Annotated in this window: 15 protein-coding genes; 14 read left to right on the forward strand and 1 reads right to left on the reverse strand. The window is 69.1% G+C overall.

The genetic code is table 11. The features are described 5' to 3' along the window. Positions 1-215: 215 nt before the first annotated feature. The 4 genes from WC326_06160 to WC326_06175 all read left to right on the forward strand — a co-directional run bounded on the left by WC326_06160 (position 216) and on the right by WC326_06175 (position 3955). A complete protein-coding gene (locus WC326_06160) occupies positions 216-989 on the forward strand; it encodes an AMP nucleosidase (protein MFA7330644.1) in 774 nt (257 codons plus the stop codon). 2 nt (positions 990-991) lie between these two features. Further along, on the forward strand, positions 992-1888 hold the full coding sequence (locus WC326_06165; protein MFA7330645.1) for an AEC family transporter: 897 nt from the start codon (positions 992-994) through the stop codon (positions 1886-1888). After that, complete coding sequence (locus WC326_06170) at positions 1885-3144, forward strand: aminoacetone oxidase family FAD-binding enzyme (GenBank protein ID MFA7330646.1); 1260 nt, start codon at positions 1885-1887, stop codon at positions 3142-3144. Before WC326_06165 ends, WC326_06170 begins: the two co-directional genes overlap by 4 nt. Positions 3145-3277: 133 nt before the next feature. After that, on the forward strand, positions 3278-3955 hold the full coding sequence (locus WC326_06175; protein ID MFA7330647.1) for a hypothetical protein: 678 nt from the start codon (positions 3278-3280) through the stop codon (positions 3953-3955). Here the strand turns inward: WC326_06175 and WC326_06180 are convergent, their stop codons facing one another. Further along, positions 3956-7255, reverse strand: coding sequence for an AAA family ATPase (locus WC326_06180; GenBank protein ID MFA7330648.1), 3300 nt, complete (start codon positions 7253-7255; stop codon positions 3956-3958). Positions 7256-7421: 166 nt separating this feature from the next. Between WC326_06180 and WC326_06185 the strand changes: the two genes are divergently transcribed. From WC326_06185 to WC326_06230, 10 genes are all read left to right on the forward strand, one after another. Continuing rightward, on the forward strand, positions 7422-8990 hold the full coding sequence (locus WC326_06185; protein MFA7330649.1) for a class I adenylate-forming enzyme family protein: 1569 nt from the start codon (positions 7422-7424) through the stop codon (positions 8988-8990). Continuing rightward, the gene (locus WC326_06190; protein ID MFA7330650.1) at positions 8987-11053 is read left to right on the forward strand and encodes an elongation factor G; all 2067 of its coding nucleotides are present in this window, start codon (positions 8987-8989) and stop codon (positions 11051-11053) included. Before WC326_06185 ends, WC326_06190 begins: the two co-directional genes overlap by 4 nt. A 137-nt stretch (positions 11054-11190) precedes the next feature. Continuing rightward, positions 11191-11706: an HIT domain-containing protein gene (locus WC326_06195; protein ID MFA7330651.1), complete on the forward strand. Its 516-nt coding sequence runs from the start codon at positions 11191-11193 to the stop codon at positions 11704-11706. 97 nt (positions 11707-11803) lie between these two features. Beyond that, positions 11804-11989: a hypothetical protein gene (locus tag WC326_06200; protein ID MFA7330652.1), complete on the forward strand. Its 186-nt coding sequence runs from the start codon at positions 11804-11806 to the stop codon at positions 11987-11989. 78 nt (positions 11990-12067) lie between these two features. Continuing rightward, the gene (locus WC326_06205; protein MFA7330653.1) at positions 12068-12859 is read left to right on the forward strand and encodes a tetratricopeptide repeat protein; all 792 of its coding nucleotides are present in this window, start codon (positions 12068-12070) and stop codon (positions 12857-12859) included. Positions 12860-12890: 31 nt separating this feature from the next. Beyond that, positions 12891-14159 carry an outer membrane protein transport protein gene (locus tag WC326_06210; GenBank protein ID MFA7330654.1) on the forward strand — a complete coding sequence of 423 codons (1269 nt, stop codon included), beginning with the start codon at positions 12891-12893 and terminating at the stop codon, positions 14157-14159. A gap of 2 nt (positions 14160-14161) precedes the next feature. Beyond that, positions 14162-15556 carry an SGNH/GDSL hydrolase family protein gene (locus WC326_06215; protein ID MFA7330655.1) on the forward strand — a complete coding sequence of 465 codons (1395 nt, stop codon included), beginning with the start codon at positions 14162-14164 and terminating at the stop codon, positions 15554-15556. 357 nt (positions 15557-15913) lie between these two features. After that, on the forward strand, positions 15914-16759 hold the full coding sequence (locus WC326_06220; GenBank protein ID MFA7330656.1) for an enoyl-CoA hydratase-related protein: 846 nt from the start codon (positions 15914-15916) through the stop codon (positions 16757-16759). 100 nt (positions 16760-16859) lie between these two features. After that, complete coding sequence (locus tag WC326_06225) at positions 16860-17954, forward strand: PorV/PorQ family protein (protein MFA7330657.1); 1095 nt, start codon at positions 16860-16862, stop codon at positions 17952-17954. A gap of 344 nt (positions 17955-18298) precedes the next feature. Continuing rightward, the gene (locus tag WC326_06230) at positions 18299-19522 is read left to right on the forward strand and encodes a PorV/PorQ family protein (GenBank protein MFA7330658.1); all 1224 of its coding nucleotides are present in this window, start codon (positions 18299-18301) and stop codon (positions 19520-19522) included. Positions 19523-19588 lie beyond the last annotated feature (66 nt).

Here is a 19588-nt window from a genome sequence, read left to right on the forward strand (position 1 = left end):
GAGAAGTTAAGCCCGTCCGCGCCCATGGTACTGCAGGGGTAACCCTGTGGGAGAGTAGGTCGTCGCCTGTTCTTTCTTACCAAAAGCCCGCCACAAGCGGGCTTTTGTGTGTCCGGACCATTCACCATGCTGTGGGTGTGGTTGACTGGCGCGTCCGCTTGTCAGCGGGCAGAAGAGGTCCAGCTGGACCGGGGTTGATCGATGAGGTTCCCATGCTGCAAAGTCGCTTGGAGATTGCCCGCAACTGGTTGCCGCGTTACACGGGCATGCCGTTGGACCAGTTCGGGGACTACATCCTGCTGACCAATTTCCATCACTACGTCCACGCCTTTGCCGAGCAGTTCGGCTGCGACATCCAGGGCGAAGGCAAGCCCATGCAGGCGGCCACCGCCAGCAATGGATTGACCATCATCAATTTCGGCATCGGTTCCGCCAATGCCGCCACCATCATGGATCTGCTCAGCGCTCGAGCTCCCCGCGGCGTGCTCTTCCTGGGTAAATGCGGCGGATTGAAGAGCAGCTCGGAGATCGGAAACTTCATCCTGCCCATTGCGGCTATTCGCGGCGAAGGGACCAGCAATGACTACATGCCGCCCGAGGTGCCGGCCCTGCCTTCCTTCAAGCTGCACAAATTCATCTCGGAGAAGATCATCGAGCGCGGGCTGGAGTATCGCACGGGTGTGGTCTACACCACCAATCGGCGCCTGTGGGAGCACGACACGGCCTTTCGCGAGCGGCTGGAGCGCATGACCTGCCTGGCCATCGACATGGAGACCGCCACGCTGTTCATCGTGGGGCACGCCAATGAGATCAGCCGCGGCGCGCTGCTGCTGGTTTCCGACGTGCCCGTGACGCCGGAAGGGGTCAAGACCGAGGAATCGGACCGTTCGGTCACGGAGACCTGGGCGGGCATGCACCTGCAGCTGGGGATCGAATCCATGCTCGAGATCGGCAAAAAGGGCGAAGCCATCCGACACTTCCACTACTGATCATGCTGCCCTGGATTCCTGTCTTCCTGTTCGCCGGCTGGGCGGCCCGGCAGCAACCCCGCGTGCCCGCCGGCCTGCCGGGGTGGCTGGCCGCCTGGGCCTTGCGCGTGGCCCTGCCCGCCACGGTGCTCAAGGTGTTGGCGGGTCTGCCACTGGCCGCGCTCTGGGATCCCGCCGTGCTGCTGCCCTGGCTGCTATTGCCCCTGATCCTTCTGCTGGTGCGCGCGCTGGGTCACAGCTCCGGACTTTCGGCCGACCACATCAAGCTGCTGCTGCTGTTGATTCCCCTGGGCAACACGTCCTTCCTGGGCCTGCCGCTGCTCAAGGCCGTGCGCGGCGACTCCGCCCTGCACCCGGCCCTGCTCTACGACCAGTTCGGCAGTTTCCCGCAACTCCTGTTGCTGGGCACGTTGCTGCTGGAGGGCGGCGCCCGTTCCGCCGGCTGGCGCCGGGCCGGCCTGCGGCTGCTGGCCTTCCCCCCCCTGCCCGCGCTGCTGCTGGCGCTCAGTCCCTGGGGTCCCTGGGTGCGCGAACAGAGCCTGCCGCTGCTGCAGGTCCTGTCTTGGACGCTGGTGCCCACGGTGATGATCTCGCTGGGCGCGCGGCTGCGCATCCGCCTGGCTCCGGAAGATCGGCCCGCCCTCTGGCTGGGACTGACTGGCAAGATGCTGGTCCTGCCCGCCCTGGCCGTGGGCCTGACCCTGCTGCTGGGCTGGCGCGGCCTGCACGCAGAGACCGCCGTGCTGGAGGCGGCCATGCCGCCCATGGCCACGGCCGCCGCCTGGGCCGCCGAGCGCGACCTCTGCCCCGAACTGGCAGCCAGCCTGGTGAGCGTGGGCATCCTTGCGGCCCTGCTCTGGATTCCCCTGCTCTCCTGGGCGTTGGGGTGGCTGCCATGACAGAGTCCGTCGACCTGATCGTGGCGGGCGCGGGGGCGGCGGGCCTGATGGCGGCCATCCAGGCGGCCCGGGTGCAGCCGCAGGGGCGCCTGCTGCTGCTGGACGGCCAAGCGCGTCCGGGGGCCAAACTGCTGGTCTCGGGCGGCGGACGCTGCAACCTGACGAACCGGCTGGTGGGCGGCGAGGATTTCCAAGGCGAGGCGCCAGCGCTGCGCGGCGCCGTGTTGCGCGCCCTACCCGTGCCGGCCACACTGGACTTCTTCCACAGTCTCGGGCTGGTCACGGTGGAGGAGTCGGGCGGACGGATCTATCCCGCCAGCCAGCAGGCGCGGGACGTGCATCGCGCGCTCTGGGACGAGGTGCGGCGGCTGGCCATCCCCTGTCGCCTGGCCTTTCCCGTTGCGGACGTGATACGCCAGGCCGACGGATTTCGGCTGGCGGGTCCGGCGGGCTGCCTTCACGCCCGGCGCGTGGTGCTGGCCTTGGGCGGGCGCAGCCTGCCGCGCTCGGGCAGCGATGGCTCGGGACTCGAGTTGGCCCGCGGCCTTGGATTGCGCGTGAACGGACCGCTGGTGCCCGGCCTGGCTCCGCTGCGCCTGCCGGAGGGCCATCCCTTGACGCAGCTGGCTGGAATCAGCCAGCCCGTGGAACTGCGCTGGACGGGTCCGGCGCCGAACCGCTGCCGCGGGGCCCTGCTCTGCACGCATTTCGGCGTGTCCGGTCCCGCCGTGCTGGATGCCTCGCGGCAGGTGCTGCGGGCGCTGGCGGAGGGCCGGGAGCCCCGCCTGCGCGTGGACTGGCTGCCGGAGGTGCCGGAGGAGACGCTGCGCCGGCGGTTGAGCGCGCCGGGCGGGTCGCCCCGGCTGCGCGCGCGCCTGCAGGCGGAGTTGCCCGGGCGGCTGCTGGATCTGCAACTGGAGCGGGCGGGCCTGGGGCGGGAGCAGGAGGTCGCCCAGTTGCCGCGGGAGCGGCGCGAGCGGCTGCTGGGCCTGCTCAAGGCCGAGCCCTTGCCCGTCACGGGGGCCCGCTCCTGGCACCACGCGGAAGTTACGGCAGGGGGCGTGTCCCTGACGGAACTGGATCCGGGCACCCTGGAGTCCCGGGCCGTCCCCGGACTGCACGTGTGCGGCGAGCTGTGCGACGTGGACGGCCGGCTGGGGGGCTTCAATTTCCAGTGGGCCTGGACCAGTGGCTGGGTGGCGGGCCAGGCGGCGGCCCGGCTGTTGGACGGGCGTCGGCCCGACGCCGTGCATTGAGATTCCGGCGCCACTATCCCACCCTTGACGTCCAGCGGGCGTGGGCTTTGGCCGAGACTTGCTCAGACGGCCCGTGGCTCGGATTCCGCCCGGGCGCGAGCCGCCGAAACCGGAGATGGACAGAGGATGCACTGTGCTGATCGCTGAGGATCGTGAGCAGCTCGTCCGCGCGCTGCGCCAGGTGGTGCTGCCCCGCAACCTGTGCCGCTTCGCCGACTCCAGCCTGATCCGGCCGGCCAGCCACGCCGAGCTGGAGATCCAGCTGGCCGCCTGGCTGCGGGCCAAGGATCCCGACCTGCTGCAGGAGGGCTTGACCAACGTCCTCTACTGGCGCCATCAGCTGGAAGGGGCGGGGCAGGACGACATCTACGACTTCCGGGCCGGGTTGCGGCGCTGGTCCCTGGTGGACGCCCTGCGCCTGATCGACTGGCTGGACGGCCCCGGGCTGGTGAGTCTGGAGCACCTGGGCCTGCCGGTCTTCCGCGATCTGTTCACCCTGAGCACCCTGCGCATGCTGCTGGATCCCGGGCGCTACACGTGCTTGCGTCCCCTCCACCTCCAGCTGGCCGCGCTGCCCGGGCGCAGCGTGTTGCACGACTTCCGCTCCGAGGGCGGCCACTGGCCGGTCAGCCTGCTGAACGAGACCTGCTACGAGCGCTGGAACCAGCTCTGCCGACTGCTGGGCGCGGAGTTCGAGCCGGCCTGGCGGGCGGCCGACGTGGAGCGGGCGCTGGGGCGGCTGATCCAGGACGGCGAGGGCGAATTCGTGCTGCGCGTGCTGGACCTGGCAGAGAGCCTGCGCCGCCTCTGATCAGCGCGGGCCGTCGGCCAGCGCCTGCCGGTGCCGGGTCAGGGCCACGCGCGCCTCGGCCTGGCGACCCTCCGCCTCGTAGGCTTCCGCCAGACGTCCGGCCACCTCCTCGTCGTCAGGGTGCCAGAAGAAGAGCTGTTCCAGCAGGCTGCGGGCCTCGCGGACCGCGCCGCCGGCCTGCAGCGCGCGGATCGTCTCCAGCCCCACGCCGCGAGCCCGGGTTTCCAGATCATCCCGCAGCGAATCGAACAGGGGCTGGAACAGGTCCTGGAAGGGCAGGCCGCGCCGCAGCCGGATCAGGGCCTCCGTCACCCCCTGTGCGGCTGCCTGGGGGCGGCTCGCGTGCAGGGCCTGGGCCGCGCTCTCCAGTTGACCCGCCACTTCCTGCACGTCGCTCTGGACCTGGGCCGGATTGAGGCGCGGCCGGTCGGCGCCGCCCAGAATGGCGTCGGGCCCCAGCAGGCGCCGCAGGCGATGCACGCCGATGGCCAGGATGTTCCGCACCTGGGCCGCGGAGGCTTCGTGGTCGGCGCCGGCGGCCAGGGCCCGGAACTCCTCCCGGGGCAGAGGCAGTTGGAGCAGCTGATCGGCCACCAGCAGGGCCAGCAGCGTGCGCATGCGAGCTCCCTGGATGCGCCGCTCGCGTTCCTCCCCGGCCAGGCGCAGGCGCGTTCCGCCGATCAACTGGAGCCAAGTCCGCTGGCGGTCGGTCTCCGCGGCGCCCTGGTCCGGCGGACTCCAGACCCGAGCCTGTTCGGCGCGCCGGAGCCAACTCCGCCGGCGCGGGGCGGGCAGGAGGCCGGCGAACTGGCGGCTCCACGGTCGCACCACCAGCCCCAACTGGCGCTCCACGCACCACTCGAGGGCGCTTTCCAGCGCCTGCCGGGCAGCCTCGTGCAAGGCCGGGGTGCGGCCCGCCACAGCCAACAAGGTCTGCAGGATCAGCAGGTGATCCAGGCGGGCGGGCGGCTGGGCCAGCAGCGCGCGGGCCTGCTCGCGGCCCGTCTCGAGCCGGCCCTCGTCCAGGTTCGCCAGGCACTGGAACAGGGCCACCAACCGGGGCGGATCCTCGCTGTCGGTCTCGGGCAGCGCGCGCAGGCGCCGGGCGCCGGGTTGGCGGCCGCCGGCTTGGCGCGCCCAGAGGAACTGCAGGCGCCGGGCGGCTCGCTCCGCCTCCCGCGTGATGGTCAGCGGGCCCAGCCGGCGGCCCACCCAATCGGTGTGACCCAGCAGCAGCGCGACCTCCAGCAGCGGCAATTCCCGCAGGGTTTCCTGGGCGGAACGCAGTGGATCCGGGTCCTGTTGCGGCAGCAGGCGCTCAGGCTCTTCGCCGCAGAGCGCCAGGACGGCCTGGTGCCAGGCCTCCGCCACCTGGAGGTTGCGTTGCAGGCCACGCTGCAGCCAGATCTGGCGCGCCGCGTCCCACAGTTCGAGGAACTCACCCAGCTGGCCCGTCTGCAGCAGCAGGTGCAGGCGCACGGCGGGGAACACGGCGTCGCTGGCGGGCACCACGGCCGCCAGGCTCCGGGCCAGCTCCAGCCGCCGGTCGGCCTGCCCGGAGGTCTCGAAATGGGCCAGCAGGGTGACGCCCACCCGCTGCTGGAGAAGATTGCGGGATTCCTCGTCCGGATCCTCCGCCAGCAGGCGCTCCACCTGCTGTTCGACCCAGCCGGCCGTGCCGTGCTGACCGCGGCCCCAGGCCATCAGCCCCAGGTCGCCCAGGAAGACGCGGAAGGCCCGGTGCCCGCGCAGGGCGGGATGCGGCTCCAGCAGGGCCTCGATGGCGGCCCGCGTGTCCAGCACGGCCGGGTCGCCCCGGCGCAGGTGATGCCGGTTGAGGTGGATCAGCGTCTGCAGGCGCAGCTCGGCCAGGGCCGGCTCCGCGCAGGGTTCCGTCAGCTCCAGCAGCCGGCCCACTTGTTCCAGGAACACGCTCTCGCCGGCCTGGCCCTTGAGCAGGAACAGGCGAGCCACCAGCAGGCGGCCGGCCGCCAGCCGCAGACTCGACAGCTGGCGCCAGTCGGGCCGCCGCTCCAGGACGGCCAGCGCGGCCCGGCTCAGCCGGTCGCCGACGGAGGGATCCGGGCTGCGCTGCTGGGCCAGCACCAGCTGCTCCGCGAGCGCCAGCACGCGCTCCAGCCAGGGAACGCCAGGCACGCCTGCCACCAGCTCTTCAAGCGCCAGCAGGGGCGCCAGGGAATAGAGGGGCAGGGCGCCGGCGAGCAGGTCCAGGGTCGCTTCCGGCAGCGGTTCCGGCCGGCCGGCCAGCCAGATCCGCAGACCGTGGTCCCAGATCTCCACCAGGGCTTCGCGGGTGGCTGGACCCGCCACACGCCGCGGCGGATGCAGCGGCGGGCCGGCCAGGCCGCAGCCCTCCAGCCGGTCCAGCAGCGGGTCGGCGGCGTCGTCCAGCAGCCGGCGCGCGGCCTCGCGGGAGAAGACCGGCCCCAGCGCGCCCAGCCGGCGCAGCTGCCGGCGCTCGGCGGGTTGCAGCACCGCTAGCCGGCCCTGGTGGAAGGCGTCGAGCAGCAGGGTGGCCTGCTCGCGGAGCTCCGCCGGGATCAGGCGGAGTTGTCCGCGGCCGCCGCCGGAAATCCAGCCGGCCTCCAGACAGGAGCGCAGGAGGTGGCGCAGGGCCAGGGGCGAGCCGCCGCTGGTCTCCACCAGGACCTGGCAGACCGCCGGGCTGGTGTCCTGGGCGAAGAGTCGCTGCCAGAGATCGCGCAGGTCCTCCTCGAGCAGACCCTCCAGCTCCAGGCTGCAGAGCAGCAGGGACTCCAGGCTGGAACGCAAGAGGAGCAGGGGCGGACGGCCGGCCAGCAGGGCCAGGAAGGGCGGCATGCCCGGGGCGCGCAGCAACTGGATCAACCCCAGTCCGACGGCGAAAGGCAGGGCCTCGCAGTCGTCGAGGAGCAAGAGCAGGGGCTGGCGGCCGCCGGCCCGCAACAGGCGGGTCAAGCGTTGTTCTACGGAGAGCGCGGGCCATTCGGGCAAGGGTGCGGGGAGTTGGGCCTCCAGCGCCTGGGCCAGCTGGTCCAGCTCCGGGACCGGCAGTCCGCGCCAGCCGACCTGGAGGATCCGCGCGTCCTGGCGGCCGGCGAGCCGGGCGAACTCCTGCAGGAGGCGCGTCTTGCCCTGACCCTCCACGCCTTCCAGCAGGACGCAGCCGGACTCCGCCTCGTGCACGGTGGCGGACCAGCAGCGGGACAGGCGGGACAGCAGGGCGGCGCGTCCGCAGAACGGCAGATCGCCGCGGGCGAGGAAGCTGGACAGCTCGGGATGACCGGGTTCGCTGGACATGCAGACAAGGTAGGGAGGCGGCGGCGGAAGCCGCTGGCCGCCGCGCTGCGGGAAGTGACTGTGAGACACGCAAATCCGCGGCCCGCGGGCCCTGTTTGAGCCGCCTTCAGCTTGCTTGTTAAGGGCCTGATCCTTAGAATCAACGGTTTCACAACGCGGATCATCCATGACAGCCGACCTGCAGTTCCTCCATCAAGCCTCCTCGAACTCCTGCCTGGAGGATTTGAGGCGGGTCATGGCCGATTTTCCCACTCGGCCCGCGCTGCTTCATGAGGAGCTGACCCAGACCTACGCCGAGCTGGAACGCGCCTGGGAGGCCACCCGGCACTGGCTGGAGAGCCGCGGGATTCCGGCCTCCTGCCGCGTCCTGCTGCTCTCTCCGAACCGGCCCGAGACCATCTGGCTCCAGCTGGCCCTGCTGGGCAACGGCGCCCTGACGGCGCTGGTGGACCTGAAAACCAATCGCGAAGCCCTGCTGCTCATCGCCCAGGAGTTCCAGCCCAGCGTCGTGCTCTGCGCGCCGGACATGGAGGAGCGCGCGGGCGAGCTGCTGCGCGAACTCCCGCCGCGCACCCTGCTGGTGACCAGCGCCGGACTGCGCGAGGCCGTGGCCGCGGCGCCGGAGCCCGCGCGCCGGCCCCTCTCCCGCGAGGGCCGTGTGCTCTACTTCCGGATGGACCGCGAGGACCACTGGCGCGGGGCCGTCTTCGGGCTGGGCGAGTTGAGCGCGACCTGCCGGCAGGTCCGCCAGCTCTTCTCCCTGCACCTGGGGGACGCCGTGCTCTGCCAGATGTCCACGGCCCACTACCTGGCGCTCAGTTCGATGATCCTGCCCGCCCTCTGTTCCGGCGGCAAACTGCTGCTGCTAGACCGGGGCTGCGGCGACGACCCGCTGCTCGACGCCATCGCCGCCCACGAGCCGCGGCTGATGATCCACTACCGCAAGACCTATTGGTACCTGCACCGCGCCGCCCTGCGCCGCAAGGAGGAGGGCCGCCCGCTGGGCTGCCTGCTGCACGCCGTGGTCAACGCGGATTCCCCCCAGTTGCCCTTCCGCTCCTCCTGGGAGGACCTGTTCCAGGGGCATCTGCTGGCGGGCTTCGCCACCACCTTCGCCGGCTCCTTCCTGTCGCTCAATCTGCCCTGGCTGGAGGATCGCGAGGGCTTTGTGGGCAAGGCCCTGCCCGGCGTGGAGCTGCGCATCCTGGACGAGACGGGCCTGGAGCGGCCCACCGGCCGCTGGGGCGAAGTGCTGTTCCGCAGCCCGGGCATGGCGCGCGAGTTCCTCGGGGACGAGCGCCTCAATCCCGAACTGGGCGAGGACGGCTGGCTGCGCTCCCAGCAGATGGCCATGCAGGACACGGACGGCTTTCTGACCCTGGCCGACGAGGTCTTCGACGTGATCTGGGTCTACGGCTTCAAGGTCAGCCCGCTGGAGATCGAAGAGCCCGTGCGCGAATTGCCGGGCGTGCTGGACGCCGCCGCGGTCAACGCGCCGCGCGCCACGCACCCCGACCTGATCCATCTCTACGTGCAGGTGGAGGAGGACGCGGAGGGCCGCCCCGCTTGGAGCGAGGCCGCGCTGCTGGCCCGCTGCGGCCAGCTCTTCCCGCCCTACCTGCAACCGGCCCAGGTCTTCGTGGTGGACGAGATTCCCCACGACGACGAGGAATTCAAGCTGCGCAAGGAACTGAAATACCGAACCTCAACTGCTGACCTGTGGAGGAGCTCTTGAACGTCCACAAGGCGGAGACCATCCGCAACATCGCCCTGGTGGGTCACGAGTCCACCGGCAAGACCATGTTCACGGAAGCCATGCTCAAGCTGGCCGGGGAGATCAATCGTCTGGGTTCCATCGAGGGGCACAACACGGTCTCCGACTACACGGTCTTCGAGCACGAGCGGCAGAAGTCCGTGTTCGCCACGCTGAACCAGTTCGAGTGGCAGGGGCGCAAGCTCAACGTGCTGGACACGCCGGGCTTTTCGGATTTCTACGGCGAAGTGGTGGCCAGCCTGCACGTGTGCGACATCGCCGTGGTGCTGGTGAGCCCCACCAACGGTCCCGAGGTGATCACCGAGATGGTGATGGAGACCGTGGATGCCCGCAGCCTGCCCTGCCTGTTCGTCTTCAACGGCCTGGACAAGGACCACATCCGCTTCGAGGAGGAGCTGGAGAACCTGAAGGGCGCCTTCAAGGGCGTGGCCCAGGTGCAGTATCCGCTGGAGACCGGCGAGTCCTTCAGCCGGATCGTCGACGTGTTGAAGCGCAAGATCCTGGTGCACGACGCCGAGGGCAAGGTGCGCGAGGAGGAGCTGGGCGGCGAGGCCGGGCGCGTGGACGAGTTGTACTCGGCCCTGCAGGAGACGGTGGCCGAGAGCGACGACGCGCTGATGGAGGCCTTCCTGGAGAACCTGGAACTCACCGAAGAGCAGTTCCAGCTCGGCCTGGCCAAGGGCGTGCGCGCCGGCACGGTGCGTCCGGTCTTCTGCTGCGCCGCGCGCAAGCTGGTGGGCGTGGGCCGCGTGCTGGACGTGCTGGCCGCGCACTATCCGGGTCCGGGCCTGCTGCCCTTCCCGGGCCGCAAGGGCTCTGAGCCCGTCGAGGTGGCCCTGAGTGACGAGGGCGGCGTCAGCGCCCTGGTCTTCAAGACCGTCAACGAAATGCACGTGGGCGAATTGTCCTTCTTCCGCGTCCAGACCGGCGCCGTCCGACCGGGCGACGAGCTGATCAACGCCCACAACAGCAACGCCGAGAAGATCGGCACGCTGTTCAGCGTCGTGGGCAAGACGCGCAAGGACCTGCCCGAGGTGCACGCCGGCGATCTGGCCTGCACGGTCAAGCTGCGCTCCACGCACACCAACGACAGCCTCTGCAGCAAGGGCCACCTGATCGAACTGGCCCCCGTGGTCTTCCCCGAGCCGGTCATGAGCACGGCCATCGAGCCGGAGAAGGCCGACGATGACGAGAAGATGTCCAGCGGCCTGACCCTCATCCACCACGAGGATCCCAGTTTCAGTGTGCGCCAGGATCCCGAACTGCACCAGACCATCATGGCGGGCTTGGGCGAGCAGCAGTTCAACCTGCTGCTGGAGAAGCTCGAGCGCCGCTCCGGCGTCAAGGTCAAGCTGATCAAGCCGCGCGTGCCCTATCGCGAGACCATCACGGGCAACGCCGACGTCAAGGTGCGCCACAAGAAGCAGACGGGCGGTGCGGGCCAGTTCGCCGAGGTCTGGATCCGCATGAAGGCCGGCGAGCGCGGCAGCGGCTTTGTCTTCAAGAGCGAAGTGGTGGGCGGCTCGGTGACCATCCCGTTCCAGCAGGCCACGGAGAAGGGCATGCGCCAGATGCTCGAGGAAGGGATCATCTCCGGCTGTCGCGTGGAGGACGTGGAAGTCACCATCTACGACGGCAAGATGCACCCGGTGGACTCCAAGGAAATCGCCTTCATGATCGCCGGCAAGGAGGCCTTCAAGCAGGGCTTCCTGGAGTGCAAGCCGATCCTCCTGGAGCCGATCTGGGAGGTGGAGGTGAAGGTGCCCGACGAGTTCATGGGCGACGTGATGGGCGACCTGAGCAGCCGCCGCGGCAAGATCCTGGGCATGGATTCGGCCGGCAAGAACCAGCTGATCAAGGCCCTGGTGCCGCTGGCCGAGTTGTTCGGCTACGCCACCACCCTGCGCTCCATGACCAGCGGCCGCGCCACGCACCGCCGCAAGTTCGACCACTACGAGAAGTGTCCGCCGGATGTGCAGACGCGCGTGGTGGAGGAGTACCAGGCGGAGAAGGCCAACTCCTAGGAACCTGCAGCACGAACGAACGGGGGAGGCCGGACGGGGTTCGGCCTCCCTTTTTTCTCTGGCGGCCGGCGGCCGGCTGCCGCTGGCCGGCAGGGCTTTCTACCTTGGGGCGGCCACAAATCGAGGAGCAGACTCACATGGAACGGATCTGGGCGCCCTGGCGCATGGACTACATCCGCGGGCTGGACCCCAAGGCGGAATCGGCCGAGCCGGACAAAGGCTGCATCTTCTGCTGGAAGCCCCAGGCCCCCCCAGCGGAGGATCCGGCCAACCTGATCGTGGCCCGCCGCGAGCACTGCTTCCTGATCCTCAACCTCTACCCCTACAACAACAGCCACCTGATGGTCGTGCCGTACCGGCACCTCTGCGACTTCACCCTCTTGCGCGACGCCGAGCTGCTGGACTGCCAGCGGGCCCTGCGCGACGCCGTGCTCGTCCTGCAGCGCAGCCTGGCGCCCCAGGGCTTCAATCTGGGCCTCAACCTGGGCAAGGCGGCGGGGGCGGGCATCGACCAGCACCTGCACTGGCACCTGGTGCCGCGCTGGGTGGGGGACAGCAATTTCATGCCCGTGCTGGGGGAGACCAAGGTGATCTCCGAATCCATCCAGGACAGCTGGCAGCGGCTGCGCGACGGCTTCGCCACACTGGAGTAGAGGCGCTCCCATCGGGAATTCTTGGGCCGGCCCGGCCGGATTCCTACGTTAGGATCAAGTGAAGCGGATCCAGTTCACACATCACCCGGGAGAGTTCATGTCCACACAACACCGGCGCCTGTGGGTAGCCGCGGGTCTGCTGTTGATCAGCCAGACCCTCTGGGCCAGCCCGTCCACCGACGCGGCCGCCAACCTGGGCTTTCTGACGGACAAGAGCGCGGCGCTTCAGCAGGCCGGGGCGCGCCAGCAGCCCATTCTGGCCTTCTTCACCACCGATTGGTGAAGCTGGTGTCGTCGGCTGGAAGCCGACGTATTCGCCACACCGGATTTCCAGACGGGCAGCGCGCAGTGGACGCGGCTGGTGATTGACGCGGAGAAGGGCGACGGCGTGGACTGGGCCAAGCGCTTCCACGTGAACGGGTATCCCACCGTGATCCTGCTGGACGGGAAGGGCGGCGAGATCGACCGCCTGGCGGGCTACGCGCCCATGCCCGGCTACCTCAAGACGCTGCAGGACTATCAGGCGGGCATCGGCACGCTGGCGGCCCTGCAGGCCGAGCGCGCCCTCAAGCCCCAGGACCAGGCCCTGGCCCTGCAGGTGGCGGGCAAGCTGGCCGGGCGCGGCCAGGCCGACGAGGCCCGGGCCGTCTATCAGGGCGTGCTGGACGCCGACCCGCAGAACGTGCAGGGCGGCGCGGACGAGGCGGCGGGCGAACTGGCGCTGCTGCAGTTCCGCGCCAGCAAGGATCCCGCCGTGCTGGAGGCCGTGCTGACCAACTGGAAGGGACTGGAGCAGGGGCCGCAGCTCTACAACGCGCTGGTCGCGCTGGCCGCCAAGGCCGGGGACGACGCGCGCATGCAAACGCTGCTGGAACGGGCCGTGGCCGACTATCCCCGCGACGTCGAGCTGCTCAACAGCTACGCCTGGACCGGCGCCGAGAAGGGCTGGAACCTGGAGCGCGCGCTGGAACTGGCGCAGCGGGCGGTGGAGCTGAGCGGGCGCGACCCCAACGTGCTGGACACCCTGGCGGAGGTCCAGTTCCGGCGCGGCGAGCGCGAGGCCGCCCAGGCCACCATCCGGGAGGCCCTTGCCGCCCGCCCGGGCGACCCCTATCTGACGGGGCAGCTCACGCGTTTCCAGACCCAACCGTGACGAGTAGTTCCATCAATTTTTAGGAGTCGACATGACCAAGCGGTTTGCCTGTCTGTTGACAGGGGCCTGCCTGCTAAGCGGCCTGGCCACGCGTCTGCCGGCCGCCGGATTCGCCATCCACGAGCAATCCGGCCGGGCCATGGGCACCGCCGGCGCCTACGCGGGCGCGGAAGGCGCGGCCAGCCTCTTCTACAATCCGGCGGGCATCGCCCGGCTGGAGGGGACGCAGTTGGAGATGGGCATCAACATCATCATGCCCGCGACGGACTTCACCGGCCCGACGGACCATCCCACCTACGGCACCGTGGCCATGGACAAGCAGACCTTCCCGCCCGTGGACCTCTACCTGACGGGCCGCCTGACGGAGCAGGCCCGCTGGGGCGTGGGCGTCTTCACCTACATGGGACTGGGCACCCGCTGGCCCGAGGACTGGGCCGGGCGCACGGTGACCGAGGAGATCAACCTCCAGACCTTCACGATCAATCCCAGTGTGGCCTTCACCCTGGGCGAAAACACCAGCCTGGGGCTGGGCCTGGACCTGATGTGGGGCAAGGCCCTCTTGAGCAAGGACAGCTACACGGGCTATCCCTTCAACGGGTACGTGGACGTGGAGCTGGACGGCACGGGCCTGGGCTACGGCTTCAACGTCGGCCTGCAGCACCGGGTGAACGAGGAGCTGAACCTGGGCCTCTCCTACCGCTCGGGCCTGACCCTCTCCGCCGAGGGCGAGACCACCTTCGGCATCCAGGACGTGGAGAACCCCAGCCACGTGGCCTACCTGCAGAGCCTGTTCCCCACCACCGACGCCAACCTGGATCTGGACATCCCGGACCTGGCCATCGCCGGCGCCCAGTGGACGCCCGCGGGCCTGCTGGACGGCAAGCTGACCTGGCGCGGCGACCTGGTCTTCACGCGCTGGAACAAGTACGCCAGCCTGGACATCGATTTCGAGACGAACACGGCCGGCCTGGCGGACTCCCACTCCCCCAAGCTCTACGAGAACACCTGGGCCTTCCGCACCGGCGTGGAGTACGCGCTGAACGAGGACTGGGACCTGTGCGGCGGCTGGTACTACGAGCAAAACGCCGTGGTGGACAACATGGTGGAGCCCAGCCTGCCCGACGCCGAGCGCAACGGCCTCAGCCTGGGTGCCTCCTGGCAGGCGACGGAGAGCCTGGGCATCGACGCCTACTTCATCCAGATCCTGCTCCAGGACCGGGTGAGCAGCTTCGCCGAGCTGCCCGGCGGTTATGAGAGCGGCATCCCCATTTTCGGCCTCAGCGTGCGGAAGGAGTTCTAAGCATGAAGAGCACCCTGAACCTTCGGCTGGGCGCCCTGGCCCTGGTGGCCGTCTCCCTGGCGGGCTGCGGCACCTCCGACGAGCTGCCCACCACGCCGAACTACTCCGACGCGGCGGACCTGGCCGGCCTGCAGGCCTACACGGCCATCGGCAACAGCCTGACTGCCGGCTACCAGAGCGGCGCCTGGGGCAACCCCGAGCACGTGGCCGCCAGCTATCCCAACCTGATTGCCCGCCAGCTGGGCATCGCGGACTTCAAGCAGGTGAGCATGGTCGGCACGGGCCTGGGCTTCTCCGGCGGCGCGCCGGTGGGCAACATGGTGGTGAACATCGGCGCCACAGGCCCGGTGCTGAGCTACACGACTGTCGACATGGCCAACGTGGCGGCCCTCCAGGCCGGCGCGGCGGCGGACTTCGACTTCACGGCCCCGCGCAACTTCGGCATCCCGGGCATCACGCTGATGCACGCCGCCGGCGCCCCGCTGGACGCTTATTATGCCAACGGGCTGGGCAATCCCTACGCCAACTTCTACCGCAACGCCAGCTCGGGCTCCAAGACCCAGGTGCAGCTGGCCGCCGAGTCCGGCGCCTCCTTCATCACCTGCTGGCTGGGCAACAACGACGTGCTGGGCTTCGTGACCAGCGGCGGCACGGGCAGCCTGACGCCCAGCGCCACCTTCCAGGCCACGCTGAGCGGCACGCTGGGCGCCCTGGGCACGGCGCCCTATCTGGCCGTGATGAACATTCCGTCCGTGACGGACATCCCCTTCGTCACCTATTTCAACCCCGTGCTCAACGCCAAGCTGACCGCGCTGGGCTATCCGCACGCGGTCTACGCCATGGACAACGAGCTGGGCCACGCGGTGCCGATCTTCACCGACGCGGGCACGAACAACTACATCCTGCTGCCGGCGGCCACGGCCATGACGCTGGATCCCACCCTGGGCTCCAGTCCGGCCAACCCGCTGCCCGACGCCCTGGTGCTGGACGCCGCCGAACTGGCGGTGGCCCAGGCCGCGGTGGAGGACTTCAACCAGCAGCTGGCGGACGGCGTGGCGGCCCTGAACGCCGCGGACCGCGCGCACGACGTCCTGCTGGTGGACATGAACTCCTTCTTCACGCACATCGTGGCCCACGGCTACTCGGCCTACGGCGAGACCTTCACGACCCAGTTCGTGTCGGGCGGGATCTTCAGCCTGGACGGCGTGCATCCCACCAGTCTGGGCTACGCCATCGTGGCCAACCAGATCCTCGCCAACTTGAACGAGCACTGGGGCCTGAACGTGGAGCCCGTCGACCTGGCCGAGTTCATCGGCGTCAACAACGGACTGGGTTCCATTGACCAGCCGCTGCAGTGGCCGGACTTCGGCTCCGTGGTGGAGCTCTTCCAGCACTGAGATTCGTCCCGATCCGCACAACCCCGCGACTCCGGCCGCGGGGTTGTGCGTTTCCACCCGGCTCCGACTGCGTTGCTTGATCCCAATCTGCAGGACCCAACACCGCTTTGAGACTCCCAGATACGTAGAGAGCTTGGCCGCCGTTGTCATATGCACATTGGCCCTCACGCACACGCACAGTCGAGGCTGAGTCAGTTACGTAATCATGATCCGTTGGATCCCAACTCCGCTTCGAGTCTTCGAGTCTTCGTGTTCCAAGAACCGCCGGCCAGCGCGAGACCCAAGCACGGGCGCGCAAGAGATTCTGCCGGCGCTCGCTTTGTACGTTGTCGGCGTCTAACCCCTGGAGGTCGATCCATGAATCCGGCCCACCTGCTGCTGGAGAACTACGACGGCGTGGCCGTCCTGACCCTGAACCGGCCCGCGCGCCTGAACGCCCTCAGCCGGCAGACCCTGGCGGAACTGGACCAGGCGCTGATCGTGCTGGAGCGCGACGGCAACCTGCGCGCCGCCGTGCTCATCGGCGCCGGACCCAAGGCCTTTGCCGCCGGGGCGGACATCGAGGAACTGGCCGGGCTGGACCCGCGCGCGGCCCGCCAGGTGAGCGCCGAAGGCCAGCGCATCCTGCGCCGGCTGGAGCAGCTGCCCAAGCCCGTCATCGCCGCCGTGAACGGCTTCGCCCTGGGCGGCGGCTGCGAGCTGGCCATGGCCTGCCACTTGCGGCTGGCGGCGCCCCACGCGCGCTTCGGGCAGCCGGAAGTCAACCTGGGCCTGATCCCGGGCTACGGCGGCACCCAGCGCCTGGCGCGGCTGGTGGGCCGCGGCCGGGCCACGGAACTCTGCCTGACCGGCGCGCTGCTGGGCGCCGAGGAGGCCCACCGGCTGGGGCTGGTGAACCGCGTGGTCACGGCCTGGGCCAAGGACGAGCAGGGCGAGCTGGCGCGCGACGAGAAGGGCCAGCCCGTCTTCGACCGCGAAGCCTTCCTGGAGGCGGCCCTGACGCTGGCGCGCGAGATTCTGGCCAAGGCCCCGCTGGCTGTGGCCGGCTGCCTGGAGGCCATCGACCGCGGCCTGGACCTGCCGCTGGACGCCGGCCTGGCCGTGGAGCGCGACCTCTTCGCCGCCTGCTTCGGGACGGAGGACATGCACGAGGGCACGGCGGCCTTCCTGGAGAAGCGGCCGGCGCGCTTCAGCGGCCGCTGATTTTCCCACAACCAGAATGAAAAGGCCCGGTTATCGCCGGGCCTTTCTTGTTTGGGATACAGCGAAGTGTCAGCTTGGGTCACCATCACCCGAGGATCCCATGCGCCACCTGCCCTCCTTCACGTCTGTTGCCGCGCTGGTTGCCCTGACCGTCTCCACGGCGGAGGGACAAGTTCAACACGAAGGATGGTCCGCCCACCCGTTGACCACTGTGGTGCTGAATCCCCCCGGCGCGCGCGAAGCGGGATTGGGCGCTGCCGGCAGCCTGCTGGTGACAGGTCCCGCAGCGGCGTGGTGGAACCCGGCTCGGCTGGCCCGCGCGGGCAGCGGGGTGACGGCGCACAGTTACGCCCTGTACCCGTATCATCATTCTGGCCATTCCCGACACCAGTTCCTGGCCGCATCGTGGGCGACAGGCTGGAAGGGACTGGGTGTGGGAGTTGCGGCCAATCGCATCCTGTACCCCGAAATGATCAGGACCGATGAACTCGGCCACATGGTGGGCCGGGACCGTCCTGCGAACACGGACCTGACGGTGGCCGCGGGCCTGCCCCTGGGGAGGGATTGGCGGGCCGGCGCCGGCCTGCGCTGGCTTCAGGAGGATTGGGGGATCTTTGACTTCAAAGGGACGGCGTGGGCGTTGAACGCGGGACTTGCCTGGCGCAAGCCGGGCCGCTGGCCCGTGGCGGCCGGCGTCAAGCTGGACAACCTGGGCACCGTCGTCCACTTCGAACCCAGCTTCAACTTTTCCTTGCCTGCCACGGCCACCATGGCCTTGGCCCTGGACGGACTGGAGCTGGCCGACGGGCGACTAAGTGTGGCCGGCGAAGCGGTCAAATTGCTCTCATATGAAAACTCCAGTGTGCCGGCCAATGTGTTCACATCGTGGTTCCGCCACGGCGTGCGCGCCGAATTGCATGAGGCCGACTATCGACTGGGCGCCGAATACGAGCGCGCCTTCACCTTGCCCAAGCTGGGCGAGCTGCGGCTGGCCCTGCGTGGCGGTCGGCGCGTGTTGCCCGCCCGGGAACTGCGCAACTGGACCTGGGGCCTGGGTCTGGGATGGCATGGCGTGCAAGTGGAGTACAGCCAGGAGCACGAAACACCACGTGGCGCTTGGCTGGCTCGTGATGTGACGCGGCGCTTCAGCCTGGGCCTCAGCTTTTCGTCTGACAGAGCGGAAGCAGGGGATTGACCACCGGCTCCCAGCAGGATTTGCGTGGACGGCGCAGCGGGCAGAAACTGCCCTTGCGTCTCTGCCGGATGGGTAGTACACTTGGCGGTCCTTGAATGCACTCAAGGACTTCGTCCTTTGTGACGATGAGGGACGGGCGGCGCGACGGCCGCGGAGTTTCAAACGAGGACATCTATCGACGCCTGGCTGAGTTGTTGTTTCGGTCCGCGCAAAGGTTCGCTGACACGGAGACGATAATTCCCAGGCGTCCGGCACCGGACGCGGGTCCGGTTTTTTTGTGCCGGCTTGGGGAAGTTCGACTTCGGCGGCGCGCCGGTCACCACACTTGAACCCTGGAGGATGGAATGAAGCGACTGACCCTCACCGCGGCGGTACTGGCGGGAGTGATCATCCCCATGCAGCAGGCCCACGCGGTGTCCGAAGCCGCCGTGATCTGGCTGCTGATCAGCCCCGGCTCGCGGCCCGCCGGCATGGGCGAGGCCTTCGTGGCTGTGGCGGACGACGCCAGCGCCACCTGGTGGAATCCCGCCGGCCTGGCCTTCACCGAGGGCCGGGACGTGCGCTTCATGCACTCCAACTGGCTGCCCGGCTTCAACCTGGACGACATCTATTTCGACTTCCTGGCCGCCTCGTGGGACATGCCCTCGCTCTCCGGCAAGATGGGCCTCTCGCTGATCTACCTGAACGAGGGTGACCAGACGCGCACGGACGAGGGCGGCAACGTCATCGGCGTGATCACCAGCAAGGAATACGCGCTGGGCCTGAGCTACGGCACCAACCTGAACCCCGACCTGGGCTTTGGCTTGACCACCAAGCTCATCGTCTCCGACCTGGCCAGTGGCGTCAAGGTGGGCTCCCAAGTGGCGGGCACGGGCTACAGCTTCGCCGTGGACCTGGGCACGCTCTGGCAGACGCACCTGCCTTTCACGGAAATGCCCCTGAACCTGGGCTTCAACCTGGCCAACATCGGTCCGGAGATCAGCTACGCCGACGAGGCCCAGGCCGATCCGCTGCCCACCAACTTGAAGCTGGGCGCCGCGCTCAACGCCTACAGCGACGAGCACAACGAAGTCAACCTGGTGCTGGACGTGAACAAACAGCTGGTGCACAAGTCGCTGGTCTCGCACACGCGCCTGATGTCCGGCGACCAGCCCGCCTACTGGGAGAACGGCACCAGCCTGACCGTGGAGCCCTACCACATCGCCAGCGGCGACACGGTCTGGCACGAGGAGGCCTGGGAGGGCGAGTGGGAGTCCGACCCGGTCTTCAAGGCCCTGTTCAGCTCCTGGGCGCCCAACGGCTTCCAGAAGGAGCTGCAGAGCTACGTCTACAACATGGGCGCCGAGTACTGGTACCGCGGCGAGGCGGGCGGCCTGGGCAAGACGGCCTTCGGCCTGCGCGGCGGCTACCTGAACGACATGGCCGGGCACATCAAATCCTACACCCTGGGCATGTCCATGCTGATCAACATGGCCTCGCTGGATTTCAGCTATGAGATCTCCACGGACAAGGCCAACCCCTCGCCCCGCAACAAAACGATCCGCTACTCCCTCGGCTTCACCTTCTAGGGCGGTCATGCGGAGACATCCGATGGACTCGACTCTGCGTGCCCCGGGCCTGTCCCTTCCGACAGG

The organism is Candidatus Delongbacteria bacterium (assembly GCA_041675285.1).
Lineage (GTDB): Bacteria > CAIWAD01 > CAIWAD01 > CAIWAD01 > CAIWAD01 > CAIWAD01.

Excerpts from the sequence above, each read along its gene's own strand:
- WC326_06165 (MFA7330645.1), top strand. The coding sequence starts at position 992 with ATGCTGCCCTGGATTCCTGTCTTCCTGTTCGCCGGCTGGGCGGCCCGG.
- WC326_06170 (MFA7330646.1), top strand. The coding sequence starts at position 1,885 with ATGACAGAGTCCGTCGACCTGATCGTGGCGGGCGCGGGGGCGGCGGGC.
- WC326_06180 (MFA7330648.1), bottom strand. The coding sequence starts at position 7,255 with ATGTCCAGCGAACCCGGTCATCCCGAGCTGTCCAGCTTCCTCGCCCGC.
- WC326_06185 (MFA7330649.1), top strand. The coding sequence starts at position 7,422 with ATGACAGCCGACCTGCAGTTCCTCCATCAAGCCTCCTCGAACTCCTGC.
- WC326_06195 (MFA7330651.1), top strand. The coding sequence starts at position 11,191 with ATGGAACGGATCTGGGCGCCCTGGCGCATGGACTACATCCGCGGGCTG.
- WC326_06200 (MFA7330652.1), top strand. The coding sequence starts at position 11,804 with ATGTCCACACAACACCGGCGCCTGTGGGTAGCCGCGGGTCTGCTGTTG.
- WC326_06210 (MFA7330654.1), top strand. The coding sequence starts at position 12,891 with ATGACCAAGCGGTTTGCCTGTCTGTTGACAGGGGCCTGCCTGCTAAGC.
- WC326_06215 (MFA7330655.1), top strand. The coding sequence starts at position 14,162 with ATGAAGAGCACCCTGAACCTTCGGCTGGGCGCCCTGGCCCTGGTGGCC.
- WC326_06220 (MFA7330656.1), top strand. The coding sequence starts at position 15,914 with ATGAATCCGGCCCACCTGCTGCTGGAGAACTACGACGGCGTGGCCGTC.
- WC326_06225 (MFA7330657.1), top strand. The coding sequence starts at position 16,860 with ATGCGCCACCTGCCCTCCTTCACGTCTGTTGCCGCGCTGGTTGCCCTG.
- WC326_06230 (MFA7330658.1), top strand. The coding sequence starts at position 18,299 with ATGAAGCGACTGACCCTCACCGCGGCGGTACTGGCGGGAGTGATCATC.